Below are 20,837 nucleotides of genomic sequence, written 5' to 3' on the forward strand. Positions count from 1 at the left end.
GAACGCTAGTTTGTAATAATTACTCCTGTTTTCTTCTCCACCAGGAACGCATCTCATGAGCTTCACCATTGAACACAACCGTTTCACCTATAACCGGTGTAACGATCGGTACATTCAAGGTTCGTGCGGCGAGGGTAACCCGCTCTGCCGGTTCATTCCATGCATGATAGGCGAGCGTGAACGCTCCCCAATGAACAGGGATCAATACATTTCCGCCCACATCCAGATGGGCTTGTACCGTTTCCTCAGGCATCATATGAATGTTGGACCAGCGTTCATCATATTGTCCACATTCCATCAAGGTAAGATCAAATGGCCCATACTTGCTTCCAATCTCCTTGAAATGAGGACCATAACCGCTGTCACCACTAAAAAACACTTTTGTTTCCCGCCCGGCAATGACCCATGAGCACCATAATGTGGAATCTCGATCAAACAGTCCTCTTCCTGAGAAGTGACGAGCAGGCGTACAAGCAATGGTCAGGCCCTTGAAGGAAAATTCATCTCCCCACTGATGCTCCGTAATCCGGTCAGCAGGTACGCCCCATTTAATCAACCGTTTGCGTACCCCAAGTGGAACGATAAAACGATTGGTTTTGCTTTTTAATTTGCGAATAGAAGAAGCATCAAGATGATCATAATGATCATGAGAGATCACGATGGCGTCCAAAGCAGGAAAGTCTTCTGGCTGTATGGGCAGCTCCTTGCTGAAACGCTTCGTACCCACCCAGGACACGGGTGACGGTCGATCACCCAGCATGGGGTCAAAGAGCAATCTGTGTCCCTCCATTTCAAGTAGAAATGCCGAGTGTCCAAACCACGTCACCTGTGTGTGATCAGACGCAACCAACGTTGAAGCAGCTTGATAGTGCTCCACGGGTATATTCACTGTCGGTCTTCGCTCCACATGTCTGCGCATGGAATCCCTCAATATACTTGTCAGAGACTTTATGTTCATTCCAGCGGTTGTTGGAATCTGATTTTCGTATTTCGTCATCGTTCACCCTTCTGTTCCCCGTATTCCTTAGTTTGTCTTATGGAGAAATTATAATCTTATTTCATATTAATTCATCGAATACCGATATTCAATGTTGTGTGAATGAGAGACCCATGGTTGCGTTAAGCTAGAATTAAGATACTGTTTCCACACGTATAAGACTTGGCATATATGATATAGAAAAACAAGAGAGAGTGTGAGCAACCATGAGCAAAAAATGGCGTAAAAGACTTGTTAAATTTCTGATTGTCGACCTTTCGTTAATCATTATTCTGTTAAGTTCCGGATTGATCTATCAGCAGGTTAGTTCTTCACAGGATGAAAAAACATTTACACCACCAGGCAAGCTATATGAAGTACATGGAGATAAGATGCACCTGTATACAGGTGGAGAAGGCGATGTCACTGTCGTTCTTGCCTCAGGCTGGGGAACGGCCAATCCTTATGTAGACTACTATCCATTATATGAAAAGCTTGCTCCTAACACGAAATTTGCGGTATATGACCGCTTTGGCTATGGATACAGTGATCGAACCGATAAAAAGCGGGATGTAGACACGGTAGCTGACGAATTGCATGAATTGCTCCAGGTTTCTGGACAAAAACCACCTTACGTACTTGTAGCTCATTCCCTTGGCTCATTGGAGACACTTCGATTCGCACAGAATTATCCTGATCTGGTCAAAGGTATCGTGATGATTGACGGTGGAAGTCCTGAATACTACGCAACGGATCAAGATAACCCGGCGGACACCATTGGTGGTTTCGCGAATCAATTCCGTATCAAAACCGGTCTCTTCCGACTCAGTATGCAAGCTCAGCAAGTCGTAGATACTTCGAATGCCAATCGAAATGAGTTGAAGCTGGTACCAGAAGATCTGAAAAAAGCGGATAAAACGGCGCTTTTGCTGAACTACGGGAACGCCAACACGGTTGATGAGTTACGCGAGATGCAAGCCAATGCCAAAGTTGTTGTAGCTAATAAACAGCCTTTTCCATTCCCGCTTACGATTCTGACCGCAGATTACTTTGGTAAATCGGAACCGGATTGGATCAAAACACAAGCTGAATTCAAATCCTGGTCAACTTCATCCAAACAAGTAACTGTCAAGGATACGGAGCATTACATTCATCAATACCACCCGGATATGGTGGCAGATGAAATCCTGGAACTTGTTCAGAAATAATGGAGATAAACGAACAGCCGTATCGATCCAAAAAGATCGTTTCCAGAAAGACAGAAAGAGCGATGTTCCCTTGCATATGAAGGGAACATCGCTCTTATTCTATCTATTGGTTTAGTGCATTGGACTCTGCTGTTTATCAGCCGAGCCGACCTTCACTCTTTTTATAAACAGTGCGATAACAAAACCAACAAGGGCCAGAACAAGTGCAAAAACAAAGGCATTCTGTACACCTGATGTGAATCCTGCAAGAATATTCTCTGGATTTTGCGGGTTATCTACATTGCTCAGGAACCGAGTCTGTCCGGCACTCAAAATACTTACGGCAACAGCTGTACCAATAGCGCCGGATACCTGCTGAAGTGTATTCATAATTGCAGTACCGTGAGGATAAAACTCACGCGGCAACTGATTCAATCCGTTGGTCTGCGCCGGCATCATCACCATCGAAATTCCTACCATCATGAAGACATGCAGCAGAATAATCTTAATCAGTGGCGTTGTGGCTTCAATGCCTGTGTACAAGTACAGGACAATAGCAACGGTGGCCATACCGATAATTACAAGCCATTTTGGACCAAACTTGTCAAACAATCTTCCCATGACAGGAGACAAAAATCCATTCAACAGACTACCAGGCAATAAAACCAATCCAGCGGTAAGTGCTGTAACAGCCATCCCCTGCTGCAGATACATCGGCAGAATCAGCATGGATGACAGAATCATCATCATACAGATAAACACCAAGAGCAAGCCAATCGTAAACATCGGATATCTAAACGCTCTTAGATTCATCACGGGTTCTTTCATACTCAATTGACGGATGCTGAACAAGAGCAATGCCACAATACCAATGGCTAACGTAGCGATAACAACCGGGCTGGTCCAGCCTCCGCCAGATTCACCATGTCCTCCTGCGCTGCTGAAACCATAAACGATACCGCCAAACCCTAGCGTAGACAAGACAATCGACAACACATCAATCTTGGGCTTGGTCAACTTGGAGATGTTCGGCAGGAATAACAATCCGCACACTAAGGAGATCAGGAAAAACGGCAAGGAAATCCAGAAAATCCAGTGCCAGCTCAAGTTCGCCAGAATCAGACCCGAAATGCTTGGGCCGCTTGCTGGTGCAAACATGATAACCAGACCAATCAAGCCCATGGCTGCTCCACGTTTTTCAATCGGGAAAATCACCAATATCGTGTTAAACATCAATGGTAGCAATAGTGCGGTTCCCACCGCTTGTAACACCCGAGCTACCAACAAAATCTCAAAGCTAGGTGCAATCGCAGCAACCAATGTTCCTGCAATAGAGAATATTAAAGATGTTGTAAACAGCTGCCTCGTCGTAAACCATTGCAACAACAAACCCGAGACGGGTACAAGGATACCGAGTACAAGCAAATATCCTGTGGTTAACCATTGAATGGTTGTTGGTCCAACCTCAAGTAAACCCATTAGTGGTGTCAAAGCGACATTCAGCGCCGTTTCTCCAAATAAACCAATAAACCCGCTCAGCAACATGGCAAACAAAATCGGGAAAACCTTGTACTGCTGTGTTTCTTGCTGATCCTTTGCTGTATCAGCCTTCATGGAAGCTTCCACGATCCCATCCTCCTCAAACGTATCCAACGATTTCTTTTTTCTCTCTTTCTCTTGGTACAACCTATTGATTCTTGTTAACATTCTTCGCTACCACTGACAAATAATCAGCAGCCGTAAGCATGGGCTGTTTATCCTGATTGGTCAACGTAATGATCAATGCGCCTTCTATCAGGGAAATAACCAGTAGTGCTGTCTCACGAGCCTTCCCTTCATCAATTCCGTCCAACATGAGATGCTTTGCAATGATACCCTGCCAACCTGCAAATACGTTCTGTGAAGCCATACGTAACTGTTGACTGATACAGGAGGTCTCCACAGCAGCCCAGAAGCTGAATGGCAAAAACCCGGTATAGTTAGAGGCTTCGGCTTCATGGGCAGTATCATAGATGAATTGCCGAATACCTTCTGCAGTCGTCTCATGGGCCGCAAAGGTTTCCTCAAACTTTTGCATGATATGTGCATTGGCGGATTGAATACATTCGAGAGCAAGCTCTTCTTTTCCCTGCGGAAAATAATGATATAACGAGCCTTTCGGCGTGTTACTCTCCTTAATGATCTGGCTCAGACCGGTCGCATGATACCCTTGTGAAAAAAAAAGTCTCGCTGCTGTGCCAACAATAAGATCTCTGGCATTTGACTTTTCACTCAAAGAAAGCCACTTCCTTCAATAAATTATAACAATCGGTCTATATAATTAAACCCGCTCACATAAGACAAGTCAATGTATTTAATTAAAATTTTGCAGAAAAATAACATCCTTTTTTTCAAAACTTAGCAATGAAGCCGGATACTGCGAATTTCTCGTTTTCTGTAACGTACCTGCATATTTCACAGATGTTATGGAATATACATACATAAGCATGCTTCATGATATTTTTTTGTATTTTTCTTTAAAAAAGGAGGAGGAATCTTTGGCTGTTTTGCTTACAGGCCCAATCGATAATAGTCCCGTTAACGGTGTTAGACCTACACAAACCGTCTCCATCAAGATTGATAATGTGAATTCTGTAACTACAGCTATCGTACTCATACAGGGCTATGTACTGAGTGCGACACGCTCGTTGTATGTTAGTGAACAGATTTCTCTTTTGCCCAACGCAGTAGTGACACGTAATTATTACGCTGATCTGGACAGTTTCGAGTATGTTATTACGGTAACAGGTTCAACCCCGGATGATATCCTGTTGTCATTATGGGGCAAAAACAGTGCTGGAGCACTAATCGCTGCCCATCGGCTCGTAAACTCGGAGTGGACGGGTAGCGATAATACGGCCGGGGTTACGGGCGTAACCGGAGCCACTGGAGCCACTGGCACGACAGGCTCCCCAGGAGTGTCGGGGGCGACTGGTGCTACCGGGACCACCGGTGCTACAGGAGTGACTGGCGCGACGGGCAGCACAGGCTTATCCGGACCTACCGGTGTTACTGGAGACACGGGCGCGACGGGCACTACCGGGACTACCGGTGCGACAGGCTTAACTGGCGCGACGGGCAGCACAGGCTTATCCGGACCTACCGGTGTTACTGGAGACACGGGCGTGACCGGCGCTACCGGGACCACCGGTGCGACAGGCGTGACTGGCGCTACTGGAGATACAGGGCCGTCAGGAGGCCCTGAAGGACCAACCGGGGCAACTGGTGCAACTGGCATAACGGGCACTACTGGAGCCATCGGCGCGACGGGAAGTACTGGTGCAACTGGTGCCACGGGGGTAACAGGTGCTACTGGTACATTTGAGCCTAATCCATTTGACGTATATGTCTTGCAGGGAGCAGTCGGAGGGAATGGAACGCAAGCCAGCCCATTTGGAACGATTCAGCAGGGTGTAACCGCAGTTTCCCCGACAGGTACAGTTCATATCCTTGGGGGAACTTATCCGATTACGTCGAACATCACGATTAACAAGGCCGGAATAACACTCCAGGGTTATCCGAATACCATTATTCTTTTACAGGCTGCAGTCGTCCCACTCACCATCATCGGAAGCGGAGTCACGGTAGACGGCTTGACCCTGACAAGTGACAATCCTTATGCAGTCGAGTTTATTCAATTGGGTGGCACAAATCATACGGTGAAAAACAATACGATATTCGGTCCTCCACAGGCAGGCCCTTCTAGTGGCTGGGTTGTTAATCGCGGTCTTGTAACCCAGATTGGTAACATGACCGGACTTATTGTCAGGAATAATATTTTCTACTCGTTGCGTCAGCCGGCTTATTTTAACCCGAATACAACGGGCGAGATCGTTAACAATGTGGTCTATAACACAAGAGGATTTGTCAATGATCAGGCCATTATGGTCTTCTCCGGCAATTCCTGGGGAAGCCCTGTGAATGCAGTAGATATTGCGCTGCTCGTAGGAACCATAACAGGTCCTCCCTTTGACCCATTAACCGACCTCAGTGCCAACAACAGTTCAGCAACCATTCAGGATTCAAGATAAAAACAACGAAAAACAGAAACCGTCAGCACCGTCGATATACATCGATAATACGCTGGCGGTTTCACTTTGTTTTGTTACGCTTTTATATGAACTACGTATTATCGACCTAGTTCCATGTTTCAACATTTAATTCATGGTTAATGCTCACCGCAGTTAACGCCCCGAATGAAGCTGCCGTGATTGCCTGATACAGTTCAGACGCTGCATCTCCGGCACTAAACACGCCAGGAACAGACGTTTTGCCTTGTGCATCTACGATGATCGTACCTGTTTCTGTCATCTCACATCCCATCGTCTCTGGCAGTTCCGAACCTGTGTGAAGTTTGGGCTGAAAGAAAACTCCTGTACAAGAAATCACCGTTCCATCGCTCAGTTCAATTCCACTAATCATGCCCTCTTGGGATATGATCGATTGAATAGGTGTTTCGTATACTTTAGCACCATGGCGTGAGAGATCCTCCAAATGCTCTTCTGACATAGAATCATCACCGTTTGTGCAAAGGGTGTAACGGCTTGTCCATCCAGATATTAATTTAGCCATATGTAACGCTTTGTCCACGCTTGTAATGATGACAAGCTGCTGATCCCTTAGTTCCCATCCATCACAATAAGGACAGACAAAAGCACTTTTCCCGTAGACTTCAGATAAACCCGTAATATTCAAAGGCAAATCTTTTTTACCTACAGCAAATAAAATCTTTTTCGCACGATATGTCCCTCCCTCGACTGTCTTAACAACAAACTCACCATCATGTCCAGTAAGCTCTGTAACCGTATCTGATGTAAATTGCACCGAAGGATATGCAGCGATCTCTTCTTTTGCGATTCTGCGGAATTCACGAGGGCTTACCCCATCTCTGGTTAAAAAACCATGTGTCTCCCGAGTCACCCAATTACGAGGTTTTTGATCATCAATGACAAGTACGTTTTTTCTAGCTCTACCAAGTACCAACGCAGCATTCAGCCCAGCGGGTCCTCCTCCCACAATTACAACATCGTATTTATTATGAGCTTTATCCATCGAAATCACCCTTTCCAGATATTTAATATCTCTAATTAGAACGAAAAATTGCTCTCTTCGTACTCCCTCACTAGCTAATTGCAAGGTGTACACCTGTGAGATATTTAATAGCAGGCCTTTACAGAGTCATGAGGCTACATCGTTTATGCCATACAAATACATCTATTAGAGACATCTTATATCTATAATATAGACATTATATCTTATTTGCAATATATTTATTTCATTTCTACAATGGAAACATGACAATCTAATGAAAATACGCGCGTAGCACAGAACTGTTGTTTTAACAATTAAAAAAGTTCTTGTTTTTAAATTGTTCACAATCAAATGACATTATTATAAATACTAGAGTGTTACATAAATCACAACATGAATTGGATGATATAATGGACACATATTATATTAAGTATAAACAATAGGAAGTGAGTATTTGAAAACATTAAATAATGAATCACAAGCCAATATCAGCCTGGAGTACAGCTCGATTCCTAAAGTATTTTTAGATACGATCAAAATTGGAATCATCAAGTCCAACTTGATCGCCATGTTTGCAGGTTTAAGTCTAGCTTTATATGTGTTTGATGCATCTATTGCAGCTAATATTGTTCCGATTTTACTTTCATTTCTCGGTTCTTCATTAATCATCGGAGCAGCTGGGGTGTTCAACAATCTGTATGACCGGGACATTGATGCGATTATGGAGCGTACGAAGAAACGTCCTACCGTTACAGGACGGGTCGATACCAAGGCAGGTCTGATTCTTGGGTTTACGATTACGTTGATTGGTGCGATCATGCTGTACATCGCATCTCCATCGGCCGCTTTTTTTGGCCTTCTTGGTTTGTTCCTTTACGTCATTCCATATACGATGTGGACCAAACGTACAACGATCTATAATACGGAGGTAGGAAGCCTGTCTGGTGCTGTTCCACCGCTGATCGGCTGGGCAGCCATCTCTCCAGAACTGGGACATTTCGAAATTTGGGCACTGGTCGTAACAATGCTGTTATGGCAAATGCCTCACTTCTATGGGATAGCCATTCGTCGCTTCGATGAATACAAGGCGGCTGGTGTTCCGATGTTACCTGTTGTCAAAGGCATTGGGCGCACTTATGTACAAACGAATGTTTATCTGGTATTACTGTTGCTTTCCAGCTTCCTGTTCTGGCCAATGAGTCCATTTGTCGCCATAGTAGCCTTTCTTGTAAGCTTGGCCTGGCTCATTCTTAGTGTGGCTACTTTTGACAAAAAAGAAACAAAAAAATGGTCACAGCGCATGTTTATTTTCTCCATTAATCATATTACAATCATCTTCTTAGTTATCATCGCGTATTCCTTGATTGCTTAAGTAACGATATGGATACACCATTGAATGATTCTAAAAGAAATAAGAAACCGTACAGATGCAACGCCTGCATTCAGGCATGTTCTGTACGGTTTTTTGTCTGTCTTTTAGTTTTTTTTAGTTTAAATATCCTTATTAAGCGAATGCTTCTATTCCGATCATAACCTGTATCATCCCACCATCACGGGCACCTGCTCTCCCTGCCATAACAGCTGCATCTCTTCATTGGTTTCAAGCAGATCCGCGAGTGTTCCTTCGGCTTCAATGCGTCCATCCTTCATGACGATAATGTGATCAGCTTTGGTGAGGGCTGCCTTTCGGTGAGATACCGCAATACAGGTAACTTCTTTCTCCTGAAACAGTCCATCCCACACCTGCTGCTCCGTCTCCACATCCAGCGCACTGGACAGATCATCAAAGATAAACAAATCTGCCTCGGTCATTAACATTCGTGCTGTTGCCGATCGCTGGATCTGGCCACCAGATAACATGACACCTCTTGGTCCTACAGGTGTTTCCAGTCCTTGATCTAAATGCTTGATGTCCTTATCCAATACAGCCAGTCGAATGGCTTTTTCCAACGCTTCGTCTGCATTCTCCCGCTTCCCCTGAACGATATTTTCTCTCAGCGTGTCACTGAACAGCCTTGGAACCTGAGGAGTATATGCAGCTCTGGGCGGCATAAGAAATGTTGCAGGATCTACCTTCTCTCCATTCCAGAGAATCTCACCCTGCTGCTTGGGCAACAGCCCCAGCAGTGTACGAACCAAAGTGGATTTACCCGAACCGATTCGACCCGTAATGACAAGAAATTGACCCTGTCTTAATTTGAAATGAACATCCTTTATACCGTTTGAAGACTGCGCATACTGATAGCTGAGTCCGCTAACTTCAAGTTTACGCAATTTCTCATTGGGGTCTCTTCGTTTACTTACTGGCTCTGGAGGATCTTCATTCAGATAGATTTCCCGTTTATCCATAATCTGATCCTCTTCACCTGGACGAAAGAGTGTACGCATACGGTCATAAGACACCTTGAGTCTTTTATGCTGAAACACCATGTATCCGAACAAAGAAATGCTGAACCCGATATTGACGAGATAACTGGTGAACAAGGCAAAATCACCCACTGTGAAGTGACCAGCCTTCATCTCAGCAGCACACATCAACAGAATAAGCCCTGTACATATACTCAGTACGTGCTGATTAAGCGATTTCATCCATTGTTTGAACAGATTATCTCGCAGAGCAGCCTGACGTCGTTCTTCATTGAGCTGATTGAATCGTGTGGAGACATGTTCTTCCGCCTGACCAAGCTTTAGTGCCTGCACTGCCCCAAACGTCTCTGCAATAAAACTCGTAATGCGACCTGTTGCTTCCCGGTTAACCTGTGCATACTTTCTCGCGCGATTACCCGACAAATTATTCAGCAATGTCACGACCAGGAGCGGTAAAACGGCGACAAGTGTAATCTTCCAGTTAATGTTGGCCATGATGATAATTGAAACTACCGCAAAAACCAATCGTCCCCAGAAATCCACCCAGGATTCAATATATTCAACCACTTCATCCACGTCATCCCGAAAACGGCTCATAGCCTCACCCGGTGATGCAGGGAGATTTCGTCCCGGCCAGCGCATAATACCAGCCAGCATATTCGTCCGCAAAATAGCTTGAATATGATACATATACGTAACCCAGGCATGGAAAGCTACAAAAAAAGTTCCCACCCGTGTCAACCGGAACAGCCCAATCACAATCAATGGTACAGCAAGCCACATGTAATCTGTACTTCCCGTCGCTGTCCGGTCAAAGAACCACTGCATACCAAGCCCCATTGCAAGCGGAAGCGAATGAAATATACACCATAACAAGCCGTTAATTAGAAACAGGTAAGGCTTGAAGCGAAATAGACGCCCTATAAATCCCGTGACATTCATGCCAGTTCCTCCTCTCGGCCCGTAACGAGAAGCCTTGCATAATGGGAGGCCGGATCATTGGCTAACTCTTCTCTTGATCCGAATTCCAGCAATCTTCCCCCGCCCAAAACCAACATTTTATCTACCTTCTCCAGTGTGGCGAGTCTGTGTGCGATAATAATGCCTGTAGAGCGCTTCATCAACTCATCAATCGCCGATTGAAGCAGACTCTCGGTCGCTGCATCAAGTCGCGAAGAAGGCTCATCCAATATCACCAGACTAGGCTCCGTTAGAAATACTCGGGTTAAAGCAAATAGTTGAGCTTCCCCCGCAGATAACGAGGCACCCCCTGCACTCAAATGTGTATCCAGTCCCTCAGGCTGAGTATCGATCCACTGACTAAGTCCCAGCCGCTCGGTTGTTTGCCTGATCATTACATCCGACACTTCCGAATTGAACAAAGTCAGATTGTCACGCAGTGTGCCATCAAATAACTGCACATCCTGTGTAACCATACCTACTCTGCGATAAAGAGCCTGCATGGACAACTTCGTAATATCGGTTCCACCAATGCGAATCGTCCCCTGATCCAAATTGTACAAACGCAGGAGCACACGGCTAAGACTTGACTTCCCGCTTCCCGTCCGACCGATGATCCCCAGACGTTCTCCCGGTTTCACTACAAATGTAATGTCCTGAAGCACAGGTTTATCTTCGTTGTAGCTAAAGTGCACCTGATTAAATTCCAGGCCAAGCGGACCATCAGGCAACTTTTCTTCACTTCCGTTTTGAATCTCGCTTCGCAATGACAATAACTCGCGCGAACGAAGCATACCTGATTTTGCCTTTTGGAACTCCTGTACCTGATCACCTAACAACTCAATAGGTTCATTTAACATCTGGCTATATTGATAGATCAGGAACAAGGTTCCGATGCTGATCTCACCCTCGATGTAATAGTGCACGCCCAGCAGCAAAACAACCGTCACGGATATAATAAACAGGACAACCGTGGTGTTCCACGGAATCACCCGTAACATCCATGCTTTTCGACCTTTGAGAAAAACAGTGCGCATCGTACGATAAAAGCGATTCATTACATAAGGTACGTGTCCATTCGCCTGCACATCCTCAATTCCAGCAATTCGTTCCTCGATCAAGCTGAACAGCGAAGCGCTGGCAGCCCGCTCATTTTTGGAAGATTCGACCCCCAGGTTACGAATAACCACCATGAACAGAATAGATAAAAGCGTGAATACCGTCATAACCAGTGCAATCGGTACATTAATCGTAAACATGAATCCCAGTATGCCTGCAAGCAGGACAAAACTTCCGATAACCTGCACGATAAACATCGCAAAGAAGTTCGAAATGCTAGTCACATCGCCATCGACACGTTCAATCATCTCTCCTGGTGTTTTCACGTTATGAAAACGCATATCCAGCCGCAAGCAATGCTTCAGCAGATCTCCGCGCATCCGATTGGTTGCCCGCCAGGCCACGTCATTCCCCAGATAACTTACAGCTATCGTGATAAGTTGATTGGTCACAGCGATGAGCAGGAACAGTCCCGCAAGTTGCATCAGATCACCAAGAATACCACCACTTGCAGCTGTATCAATGAATCGTTGAATAATCTGTGGATTGAGAAGCTGTAGCCCTGTTGACGTTAACAACATGACCATAAGCACAGCCAATTTCCCTTTGACCGGCTTTAAATATCGCAGTAGCCATGACATGGAGCGTTTCTCTGTTTTGGGCATGAGCCCCACCTCTTTAATGTTAAATTAATTGTGATCTATTCGAACTTAATCTTTCGTATCTCTTCTGCAATTCTTACGCTATGATGAATCATGTAGTAGCTTAGTGTAGTCAGCATTGCCTCCATAAGAAACACGTTGTTCAGGACGGTTAACCATAGTTCATTCTTCCTTTCTTAGTGTGATCCATATTCATAGATCTGAATTATAACTACTTCAAACTAACACTATCCTTGCTCCTACTCCTTTCCATGTAAACAGTCTGATGGAATAAAAAAAGCCATAGATGAATGAAGTTCATCTACAGCTTGATTGGATTGAAAAGCCAGCCAGAAAATGTTTCATTTCAGCTTCTTCTCTAACATCGCAGTATGAATGAGCGTCCAGACAGGATTGCAGTAAGCTGGACTGTCCAAACATGGTCAATATTCTACCAGAATATGATGTCACTATGCTCATGCATATTCAATTATTGGTTGAAGGTTCTGCGCTGGCTGATCAATCATCGTATATCCCACCCGTTTCACATATTTGTTGTTTATTGTATTCGCTCATTGTTTATACGTCAACATAATTATTAACTGAATTGTTATTAAATTCATCCCTTACAACCCCACTTGTACAGGTTCAGGTTGCTCCTTTTCTCTACGAACAAGTCGCTTGTGTGCGATGAGTAGAAATGGAACTCCAAGTGCCGTCGTCAATGCAATAGGGATAAACACTGCAGGTCCGTTCCCTGCACCAAACTGGCTTAGGAGCAGCCCTCCAATGACCGGAGCAGCTACACTACCTATATTGTTGAAACCGATTGTACCAAAGTATGTTCCTTTCCATTCCGGCTTGGAAATTCGATCAATCAGCATATCCATCATCGTAAAGAGCAGTACTTCCCCTACTGTGAACAGAATAACACTGCACATCATCAGCACAATTCCGTCAGCTAAACCAAATAACAACAGACTTGCAGCAACGAGAAGATTACCCAAAATAAGCGGCACAAGCGGCGGCGCTTTACGGAAGGTACGGACGAGCGGATATTGAATAACCAGCACAGTGACCGCATTGAGTGAGAGCATGTACGAGAACATCTGACTCCCATTTTCAAAAATAGGACTTCTCGCCAAATACTGCGCTAATGTGGAACTAAAGTGGCCGTAACCCAGCACACAAAATGTTGTACCGATCAGCACCGGCAGAAATACCCGGTCACGCCCGGTTGTCATAAGTGCTTCACGAAGGCGAGGTGCAGCAACATCCAGACGTTCCGGCAGATTGGCATGATGCACCTTGAATTGCAGAACCAGGATCAGACCGTAAGCGATATAAACAAGTCCCGAGATGATAAAAGGAAATGTCGATTCCGATGATCCCAACTGGAATCCAATAATCGGTCCAAACACAACCCCCAGGTTAATCGCAGCATATCGCAGATTAAACACCAGTAGTTTGTTCTGTGGTGAAGTAATATCGGATAACAACGCTCTTGACGTTGGCTCAAACACAGCCCGGCATAAACCGTTTAACGTATTGGCAACAAAGAACACCCACAAATGCTCTGCTGCTGAAAAAATAAAAAACACAGCGGCCCAACTAAACACCGACACCAGCATGACGATCTTGCGTCCGATCCGATCTGAGATATATCCCCCGTAAAAGCTGACCATGACTCCTGCCAGCGAGCTTACTGCAACCGTGATTCCGGTTTGAGTCGGAGTAGCTTCAAGCACTCGTGTCAGATAGATAGACAGGAACGGAATGCTCATCGACGTCACGAGGCGTCCGAACATCGTTCCGATAATAATCGTCCAGGCCAGCGGATGTATTTGCTTTAAAACTTGCTTCATCTTTCATTCTCCTATCTTGCTGCTTCTCTCTATCTATCATGTTGCTTCGAAAATGGATGAATTCTGTCATCCTGATATGTATAATTGTATAGATAAAAGGGGGAAATAAAAGTGTAATAGTTCGGCAGCACTTTTCACCTTTATGGAGGAGCATCTTGCATGGACATGATATACACCCACTTTCTACGACTGGCTGCATCAGAGCCGCTCTCATTGAAACCCGGTGAACCAGTACGCATAACAATCGAAAATCTTTCTTCCGTCCTTTGCTGTACTCCACGGAACGTCAAATTTATTCTACGGAAACTGGAAGAACAACATTTTATCCAGTGGAAGCCGGGACGTGGACGAGGCCACCATTCAGAGCTTACACTGCTGCGGAGTCTGAATGATGCATTGGAATTTAACTTCACCGCACTTTTATCCAAAGGCAAGTTGAAAGAAGCCATCGAACTGATTGGAAGCGTTAAAATCGATGATCTCATGCGGGAAAAGCTTATGGCCACCCTTCATCAACAGATGGGATTCCGCAGTTATACCGAAACCGCCTCCGGACAGGATACGCTTCGAATATTGAGATCACGTCAACTTGGCGATCTGGATCCCGCTTCTGTATACACGGCCTTTGAAACCTATTTGCTGGGACAGGTATGCAGCACGCTGATTACATACGATGCTGATACCGATACCTTTCTGCCTGCACTTGCGCATACATGGGAGTGCAACAGCGATCATCGGGAATGGGTATTTTATTTGCGAAAAGGGGTTCGTTTCCATGACGGGCGCGTGATGACCTCGCAAGATGTTCAAGCTTCCTTGCAGCGCTTATTCGAGACGAACTGTTCATCTCTGTGGCTGTACCGCGACATTAAGCAGACGGATGTGATCAGTGATCACTGTATCAGATTTGTACTGTACCGTGCCAACCGTTTTTTTCTGCATCTGTTCAGTTGCATCCGCATGACAATACTGCCTGCAGATCATGATTCAAATCAGACATTGATTGGCACAGGCCCATTTCAGATCACCGAGATGAGTGAAGAAGTGATTAAACTTACGGCATTTGATGCTTATTATGGCATCCGTCCTCATCTGGATCAGGTTCATATCTGGTTCCTTCCCGAGCCAGCTTCGCATGATGGGTACTATGATTTGCCTGGCACTGATCGGCTTAGCCTGCCTGAGAGCAGCCATGAGACACCACATTATATTGACTATCCTGCACTGGGCTGTCAGTATATGCTTTTCAATTTTCATACTCCGGGCTGTCATCATCGGTTGTCCTTCCGCCAGGCAATGCGCATCATTTATGATCCGGTCACACTGGTGAATGAACTGGGTAAAAATCGAATTACACCCGCGAGCAGTTTTCTGCCATGGAAAAGCGCTGCCCGACACTGGAGGTCTGCATCACTAGATGATGCCCAAACATTGCTTGAACAATCTGGTTATCAAGGCGAGCCCTACTTGTTATCTTATAAAAAAAATAAAGATTCGGACGTCGCCGAGTGGCTGCAACAACGCGCATGTCAAATTGGGCTAAAGATTGAACTGGAGCCTTTTGATGATTATCTCGATGTTGTGAAGACCTCAGACGCACCTTTGATTTTGAGAGAAGAAATACTGGAGGACGATTGGCAGTATGGCATGATTCATTTTTTCAAAAACCAAAGCAACACCTTACATGAGTATATAACACCTGAGATACAATCCATATTCGACGACGTATTGGACGAATTCCCGCGGCTTCCACATTCAGCGCGAACTGAGCTTCTGGAACAGGCTGAAGGCTTGCTACGAGAAAACGGCTGGATGTTGTACGGCTGTCATATGAACAAAAAAGCTGAACTGCACCAGAGTATCTATGGCATGCAGACTTCCGAGTTTGGCTTTTTGGATATTTCAAAGTTATGGATCAAAAATCCGTGACCATTCTTGCCCATTGCACCGGAAAAAGGAACGCAAAAGAAAGAACCCTCAGCTCCGATTCAATACGGGCGAGGGTTTTTCTTATAAACCTAAATTCGGTCGATTCGTTGTTTTTATATGGCGCAAATGAATGGATATACAACACCATCCTCATCTCAGCACTACTGTTAACGTTCACGACCGACCAGATAATCCAGCAAATGTTTCAGAAAAGGTATCGGTTTGGGCATTAGACGTAATGCATCGGTGGCGAGACAGTAATGCTCCCACATCGCTTTCTGAGCGCCAAGCTCCCCTAGTACGGATACAAAGGTAGAGTTGTTATTACGCTCATCCTGACCGGCAGGTTTACCAAGCACCCGGTGATCTCCTCCATAGTCCAGCAGGTCGTCCCGAATCTGAAAGGCTATGCCAGCATGATACGCAAACGTTTTTAATGCGTCGATCTCCTCTTCTTTCACTGCTGCCAAAATAGCTGGCATAACCAGCGCTGCCTCAAAGGCAATGCCTGTTTTGTAAAAACAGATCGTATTCAGTTCCTCCAGGGACAGCGCTTTTCCTTTTGAACCCAGATCCATCGCCTGACCCATACACATATCTTCTGCTTTCACAGCCGAATATTTAATCAGCTTCAATACCGTTTGCGCATCAAACCGATGCAGTGAGGACTGTTCGCGGATAGCCCGTTGAATCAGAAACAGGCCGGTTAGCTCTGCTGTAGCGCTGTTGTGCAGCTGATGAAGCGTAGAACGCCCACGCCTAGTCTCCGCATTATCCTGAGTGGGCAGATCATCAAAGATGAGCGAAGCCGTATGCATATATTCCATGGATCTTAACAACGGCATAATCGCCGACTCCGCGAGTCCATACTCCTGTACGCCCATCACCCAAGTCAGAATTGGACGCAAGCGTTTGCCATCCCCTTGCAGGCTGTAATTCGCTGCATCCATCAGTTTGCCTTTCATTTCGAGTTCTTCAACGGGCTTGTTGATTTGCAACTCTACATTGATCTGTTCACGCACCGTTCGAATCGTCTGCTGGAATGCTTCCCTCTCCTGTTTATCATTGCTGAGCTGCAGTACAACCTGATCCCGTAACAATTTGTCCAGAAAATCTACATCATCCGCTTTTCGCACCATTTGCTGTACCACATGATTAAGTTCAGGCTGCCCTGAGGCAAAGATGTTCATGACTTCATCATACTTCACCTGTCCTAATCGTTCTCTGCAACGCTTCAGTCCGTTAATCGCACGATCCAGTATAACCTCCCGTGCCTTGGCGTTATTATCATAGACATCATGGATTAGATAGGAGATAACCGTCCAATACAATTCATAGGGATTCATAAGATCCGGACGAAGGTCTCGATATTTTAAATAATACGTGTATGGTGTCACTGCCTCATCTTGCATATCATCGAACATATCTGCAAAATCATCCGCGAGCTGATTATATATCCCGTAATAAAACGTGCGTAGATCAAACCCTTCGTCTTCCGGAGCGCTGAGAACAGAACGCACGATTAACCGGGACGATGCCGATTTGATAATAATCGGAATGTACAGTTCCTCATTAGTATAATGTGCATTGGATAATTTCTTGCTGCGATCCATCTCCTGGGAGTGAAAGAACACATACGATTGTTCAAAAAAAGTGCGCCGCATCTCCTCACGCTGATAATTCCGAATATATTCAAAGGCCTCTCGAAGCTCGGAGTGAACATATCGAATTACTTCAAGCTGCGGCCCCTTCCACTCGCCAAGATCAGGCACAATACCTGTAAGAAGGGCTTGTTGTATCATCGCAGAGTATTGTTCCTTCTCCTCTGCGGTAAGCGCCTGAGAATCCAGAAGATCATCCACAAAAGGGTAGGTTAATCCGTAGGAATAACCTAGTCGAATGGCTGCATCCAGTCTTGCAATCCGTTCCTCGCGCGGGGTCTCCTCTGTCAGCTCGTCATGGACATGAAGCACGACGCCCAGAATAATTTTGATCAGTTTTCGCTGCGCCTGTGCCGCATCAAGTTCTGGCGGGAGGTTTGCTGCAACATGTTTCAATTTATCCATCACCCAGATGACGGCTTCTTCGATCTGCTCACGTTGACCCCATCGGTATAATGCTGCAGGGCTAATGTAATCAGCCTGATGTTGTTGCTCGCTCCCAGAACGCATAAAGTAGTTTTTGGTATCTTTGGCTACACGCTGAATGTTATCTTTTGTTTGCGGAGTATCCAGTGCCTGCCCCAGATCACGCATGTAGATATAAGAGATACTGCGGTCGAGATAATCATCCATCTTGCCCGTCACATTCAGCCAATGGATATATTTCTGAATATCTTTGGAATCCGGTTTTCTTTTGCCAGCAAACCAGGATAGCCAGTCGAATCGATGTATATGTTTTTTCTGCCAAATTCTGAAATCTTCTATAAGTGCATGTATATGTGTATGATTCAATAGCTGCTGAGAGAGCTTTGCAAAATATTGAGATGCTTTCTGCTCCGCCACATGGTAAGCTTCATCTGCATTTTCTTCGGCCTTGGTCTGATCCATAAGTAAGTTATTCATCGGTTGATACCTCAACTTCAGTTAAAATTAAACATGTTCCGTTCATGTTTATATCCTATATACGGCGATTGAGACATTTGGTTACGTAATCGCTCATGTATAAGATAGTACGAACCGTTGATTCGATCTAGAACATGGAAGACCAGACTTTAACCGCTGTAATGGCAATGAGAAGCAGCAACGCATACCGCAGCAAACGCACATTGATCATAGAACTTACTCTGGAGCCAAGTGACGCACCAATCAAACTGCCAAACACAGTGTAGATGATCGGCTCCACCGGGACATCTCCGGCAGATAGCTTGCCAATGACACCCCCAATCGCAGAGATGAACACAATCGCGAGGGAAGAAGCAATCGTTGTTCGAACAGGAATCTTCAGAACCGTCAGCATAACAGGAATGAGTACAAAAGCTCCACCAGCCCCTACGATACCTGACACGATGCCAACGGCAAGCGATGTGCTTGAAGCAATGATTTTATTAAACGTTAACGGTTCGTCTGTATCCAATCGTCCCTTGCTCGGGATGAGCATTAAGACAATTGCAATGATGGCAAGAATCCCATAAATCAGATGAATCATACCTTCGTCCAGCATGCCCGAGATAAAACCACCCATCAAACTGCCGACTAAAATGCTGCTTCCCATATACAGCACCAGTTCGGAATCGATGACAGCACCACCTGTTTTGCCTGCTTTTGCTTTTCTGCGAAAGGCAACTACACCTGCAAGCGATGCAAAGAAAACCTGAAACATGCTGATGGCTGACACCTGATGCGCGTTAAACGGTGTGAGACCTGCCATTGCCGGGACATACAGCAACAAGGGAAAATTAATAATTGCTCCACCAATGCCAAGCAGGCCGGAGAAAAATGAACCGATTAGACCCAGTATAAACATGATGAAAAAGAGCAGAAGATCCATCGGTTATACGCTTCCTTTCAGAGAATAGTTTGAAGATTAAAGACCGAAATAAGGACTATATTTATATTTCAAAAAACGTATACATGACACTTCGTTTCGGTTATAATACTTTAAAACCAAGTAAATTAATCAGAAATGAGTGATTAAGCATGTTCAACGTGTTGAAGACACTTTTTGTGAACACCTGTCCTCGCTGTAACGAAAAATTACAAGCACATCACGATGCATTATGCTCCGTCAAAACCTGCACTCATTGTCATTATAAAGAAGAAAGTTATGGCTCACTGGGCGTCCGTATTGTTTACGACACCACAAATGGATAAAACGAGTCAGTGATTTTATTGTATCACGAACTCCCATACTTCGGGGAGATTCGACATTTCATACGATCTATTGCAAAAGTGAACAAATAAAATGGCACAGGATAAAACATCCTGTGCCATTTTATTTGTTTCAAGCGCCGTGTGATTTCGAAGCAGGTTCAACCCGTTATTTTGTTTTGAAACTCAGGAAACCATCATCAACCGCGACTGTTGTTCCGTTCATCGCACTTGCTGCATCACTGAACAGAAAAGTCACTACACTCGCTACTTTCTCGGGTTGAATCAACTCCCCGCGCATGTGCTGAGTTGCCAGTGCATCCTTCACTGCTTTGTTTTCTCCCAAAATTGGAGTTTCAATGAAACCAGGGGCAACTCCGAGAACACGAATTCCATGCTCCGCCAGTTCGAGTGCACCAGATTTGGACATCATAACCACTGCCGCTTTCGCCGCGTTATAGTTAAAGCTACCTACCGCTGCCACACTTCCATAGATCGAAGCCGTATTTACAATCGTACCTTGCACGTTTAATTCAACCATTTTCTTCGCGCCATAATACATGCCGTAGTATACGCTATGCTGATCTACATCAATGACTTTGTGATAGGATTCCGGGTCCATCTCCAGAAACGGTTTTACAAGACCAATACCCGCATTGTTGAAAATACCGTTCAATGTTCCATATTTTTCGACAGTCCAATCCATTAATGCTTTAATCTCTTCACCTTTGGATACATCCACTTTGTAAGCTCCGGCCTTGCCACCAGCTGCCTCAATTTCAGTCGCAACCTGTTTGGCACCATCTTCGTTAAAGTCCGCGACAACGATTGTCGCTCCCTGCGCAGCTAACTGTAATGCTGTTTCTTTTCCGATTCCGCTTGCTCCGCCTGTGATAATAATGACTTTTCCTGTATGTTCGGACATAACATAGATCCCCTTTGCTAAGTATATTTGATGTTAGTTAAAAAAAGTT

General features: G+C 45.1%; 14 protein-coding genes. 4 read left to right on the plus strand and 10 right to left on the minus strand.

Features of this window, described 5'->3' with window-relative positions; genetic code table 11:
* Nucleotides 1-19 precede the first annotated feature (19 nt).
* Entirely contained in the window at nt 20-997 is a 978-nt protein-coding gene (locus ACR8BL_RS03470; protein WP_434751322.1) for an MBL fold metallo-hydrolase, read from the minus strand.
* A 206-nt stretch (nt 998-1,203) separates the two neighbouring features.
* Here ACR8BL_RS03470 and ACR8BL_RS03475 point away from each other — a divergent pair, with 206 nt between their 5' ends.
* Nucleotides 1,204-2,184 (plus strand): alpha/beta fold hydrolase, encoded by a 981-nt coding sequence (locus tag ACR8BL_RS03475; protein WP_434751323.1) that lies wholly within the window; start codon nt 1,204-1,206, stop codon nt 2,182-2,184.
* 111 nt (nt 2,185-2,295) lie between these two features.
* Here ACR8BL_RS03475 and ACR8BL_RS03480 read toward each other — a convergent pair whose 3' ends face one another.
* Entirely contained in the window at nt 2,296-3,777 is a 1,482-nt protein-coding gene (locus tag ACR8BL_RS03480) for a DHA2 family efflux MFS transporter permease subunit (RefSeq protein ID WP_434753000.1), read from the minus strand.
* A gap of 73 nt (nt 3,778-3,850) precedes the next feature.
* Complete coding sequence (locus tag ACR8BL_RS03485; RefSeq protein WP_434751324.1) at nt 3,851-4,438, minus strand: TetR/AcrR family transcriptional regulator; 588 nt, start codon at nt 4,436-4,438, stop codon at nt 3,851-3,853.
* Between the two features lie 262 nt (nt 4,439-4,700).
* Here ACR8BL_RS03485 and ACR8BL_RS03490 point away from each other — a divergent pair, with 262 nt between their 5' ends.
* Nucleotides 4,701-6,233 carry a collagen-like triple helix repeat-containing protein gene (locus tag ACR8BL_RS03490; RefSeq protein WP_434751325.1) on the plus strand — a complete coding sequence of 511 codons (1,533 nt, stop codon included), beginning with the start codon at nt 4,701-4,703 and terminating at the stop codon, nt 6,231-6,233.
* 106 nt (nt 6,234-6,339) lie between these two features.
* Here ACR8BL_RS03490 and ACR8BL_RS03495 read toward each other — a convergent pair whose 3' ends face one another.
* Nucleotides 6,340-7,254, minus strand: a complete 915-nt coding sequence (locus ACR8BL_RS03495; protein ID WP_434751326.1) for an NAD(P)/FAD-dependent oxidoreductase — start codon at nt 7,252-7,254, stop codon at nt 6,340-6,342.
* Between the two features lie 433 nt (nt 7,255-7,687).
* On the opposite strand from ACR8BL_RS03495, the gene cyoE reads away from it, so the two are divergent.
* Nucleotides 7,688-8,605, plus strand: coding sequence for a heme o synthase (cyoE, locus tag ACR8BL_RS03500; RefSeq protein WP_434751327.1), 918 nt, complete (start codon nt 7,688-7,690; stop codon nt 8,603-8,605).
* A 167-nt stretch (nt 8,606-8,772) separates the two neighbouring features.
* Here cyoE and ACR8BL_RS03505 read toward each other — a convergent pair whose 3' ends face one another.
* From ACR8BL_RS03505 to ACR8BL_RS03515, 3 genes are all read right to left on the minus strand, one after another.
* Nucleotides 8,773-10,542, minus strand: coding sequence for an ABC transporter ATP-binding protein (locus tag ACR8BL_RS03505; protein WP_434751328.1), 1,770 nt, complete (start codon nt 10,540-10,542; stop codon nt 8,773-8,775).
* On the minus strand, nt 10,539-12,284 hold the full coding sequence (locus ACR8BL_RS03510; protein ID WP_434751329.1) for an ABC transporter ATP-binding protein: 1,746 nt from the start codon (nt 12,282-12,284) through the stop codon (nt 10,539-10,541). The genes ACR8BL_RS03505 and ACR8BL_RS03510 overlap by 4 nt, the downstream gene beginning before the upstream one ends.
* Nucleotides 12,285-12,886: 602 nt before the next feature.
* Complete coding sequence (locus tag ACR8BL_RS03515; RefSeq protein ID WP_434751330.1) at nt 12,887-14,125, minus strand: MDR family MFS transporter; 1,239 nt, start codon at nt 14,123-14,125, stop codon at nt 12,887-12,889.
* 159 nt (nt 14,126-14,284) lie between these two features.
* On the opposite strand from ACR8BL_RS03515, the gene ACR8BL_RS03520 reads away from it, so the two are divergent.
* Nucleotides 14,285-16,054 carry an ABC transporter substrate-binding protein gene (locus ACR8BL_RS03520; protein WP_434751331.1) on the plus strand — a complete coding sequence of 590 codons (1,770 nt, stop codon included), beginning with the start codon at nt 14,285-14,287 and terminating at the stop codon, nt 16,052-16,054.
* A 167-nt stretch (nt 16,055-16,221) separates the two neighbouring features.
* Here the strand turns inward: ACR8BL_RS03520 and ACR8BL_RS03525 are convergent, their stop codons facing one another.
* From ACR8BL_RS03525 to ACR8BL_RS03535, 3 genes are all read right to left on the minus strand, one after another.
* A complete protein-coding gene (locus ACR8BL_RS03525; RefSeq protein ID WP_434751332.1) occupies nt 16,222-18,618 on the minus strand; it encodes a polyprenyl synthetase family protein in 2,397 nt (798 codons plus the stop codon).
* Nucleotides 18,619-18,745: 127 nt separating this feature from the next.
* Nucleotides 18,746-19,543: a sulfite exporter TauE/SafE family protein gene (locus ACR8BL_RS03530; protein ID WP_434751333.1), complete on the minus strand. Its 798-nt coding sequence runs from the start codon at nt 19,541-19,543 to the stop codon at nt 18,746-18,748.
* Between the two features lie 489 nt (nt 19,544-20,032).
* Nucleotides 20,033-20,788, minus strand: coding sequence for an SDR family NAD(P)-dependent oxidoreductase (locus ACR8BL_RS03535; RefSeq protein WP_434751334.1), 756 nt, complete (start codon nt 20,786-20,788; stop codon nt 20,033-20,035).
* Between the last annotated feature and the right edge of the window lie 49 nt (nt 20,789-20,837).

The organism is Paenibacillus amylolyticus (assembly GCF_051136285.1).
GTDB classification, from domain to species: domain Bacteria; phylum Bacillota; class Bacilli; order Paenibacillales; family Paenibacillaceae; genus Paenibacillus; species Paenibacillus amylolyticus_F.

What these genes read in the sequence shown, in the direction of transcription:
- ACR8BL_RS03535 (WP_434751334.1), bottom strand. Translation starts at nt 20,788, where the DNA reads ATGTCCGAACATACAGGAAAAGTCATTATTATCACAGGCGGAGCAAGC.
- ACR8BL_RS03530 (WP_434751333.1), bottom strand. Translation starts at nt 19,543, where the DNA reads ATGGATCTTCTGCTCTTTTTCATCATGTTTATACTGGGTCTAATCGGT.
- ACR8BL_RS03495 (WP_434751326.1), bottom strand. Translation starts at nt 7,254, where the DNA reads ATGGATAAAGCTCATAATAAATACGATGTTGTAATTGTGGGAGGAGGA.
- ACR8BL_RS03475 (WP_434751323.1), top strand. Translation starts at nt 1,204, where the DNA reads ATGAGCAAAAAATGGCGTAAAAGACTTGTTAAATTTCTGATTGTCGAC.
- ACR8BL_RS03525 (WP_434751332.1), bottom strand. Translation starts at nt 18,618, where the DNA reads ATGAATAACTTACTTATGGATCAGACCAAGGCCGAAGAAAATGCAGAT.
- ACR8BL_RS03480 (WP_434753000.1), bottom strand. Translation starts at nt 3,777, where the DNA reads ATGAAGGCTGATACAGCAAAGGATCAGCAAGAAACACAGCAGTACAAG.
- ACR8BL_RS03520 (WP_434751331.1), top strand. Translation starts at nt 14,285, where the DNA reads ATGGACATGATATACACCCACTTTCTACGACTGGCTGCATCAGAGCCG.
- ACR8BL_RS03505 (WP_434751328.1), bottom strand. Translation starts at nt 10,542, where the DNA reads ATGAATGTCACGGGATTTATAGGGCGTCTATTTCGCTTCAAGCCTTAC.
- ACR8BL_RS03510 (WP_434751329.1), bottom strand. Translation starts at nt 12,284, where the DNA reads ATGCCCAAAACAGAGAAACGCTCCATGTCATGGCTACTGCGATATTTA.
- ACR8BL_RS03515 (WP_434751330.1), bottom strand. Translation starts at nt 14,125, where the DNA reads ATGAAGCAAGTTTTAAAGCAAATACATCCGCTGGCCTGGACGATTATT.
- ACR8BL_RS03470 (WP_434751322.1), bottom strand. Translation starts at nt 997, where the DNA reads ATGACGAAATACGAAAATCAGATTCCAACAACCGCTGGAATGAACATA.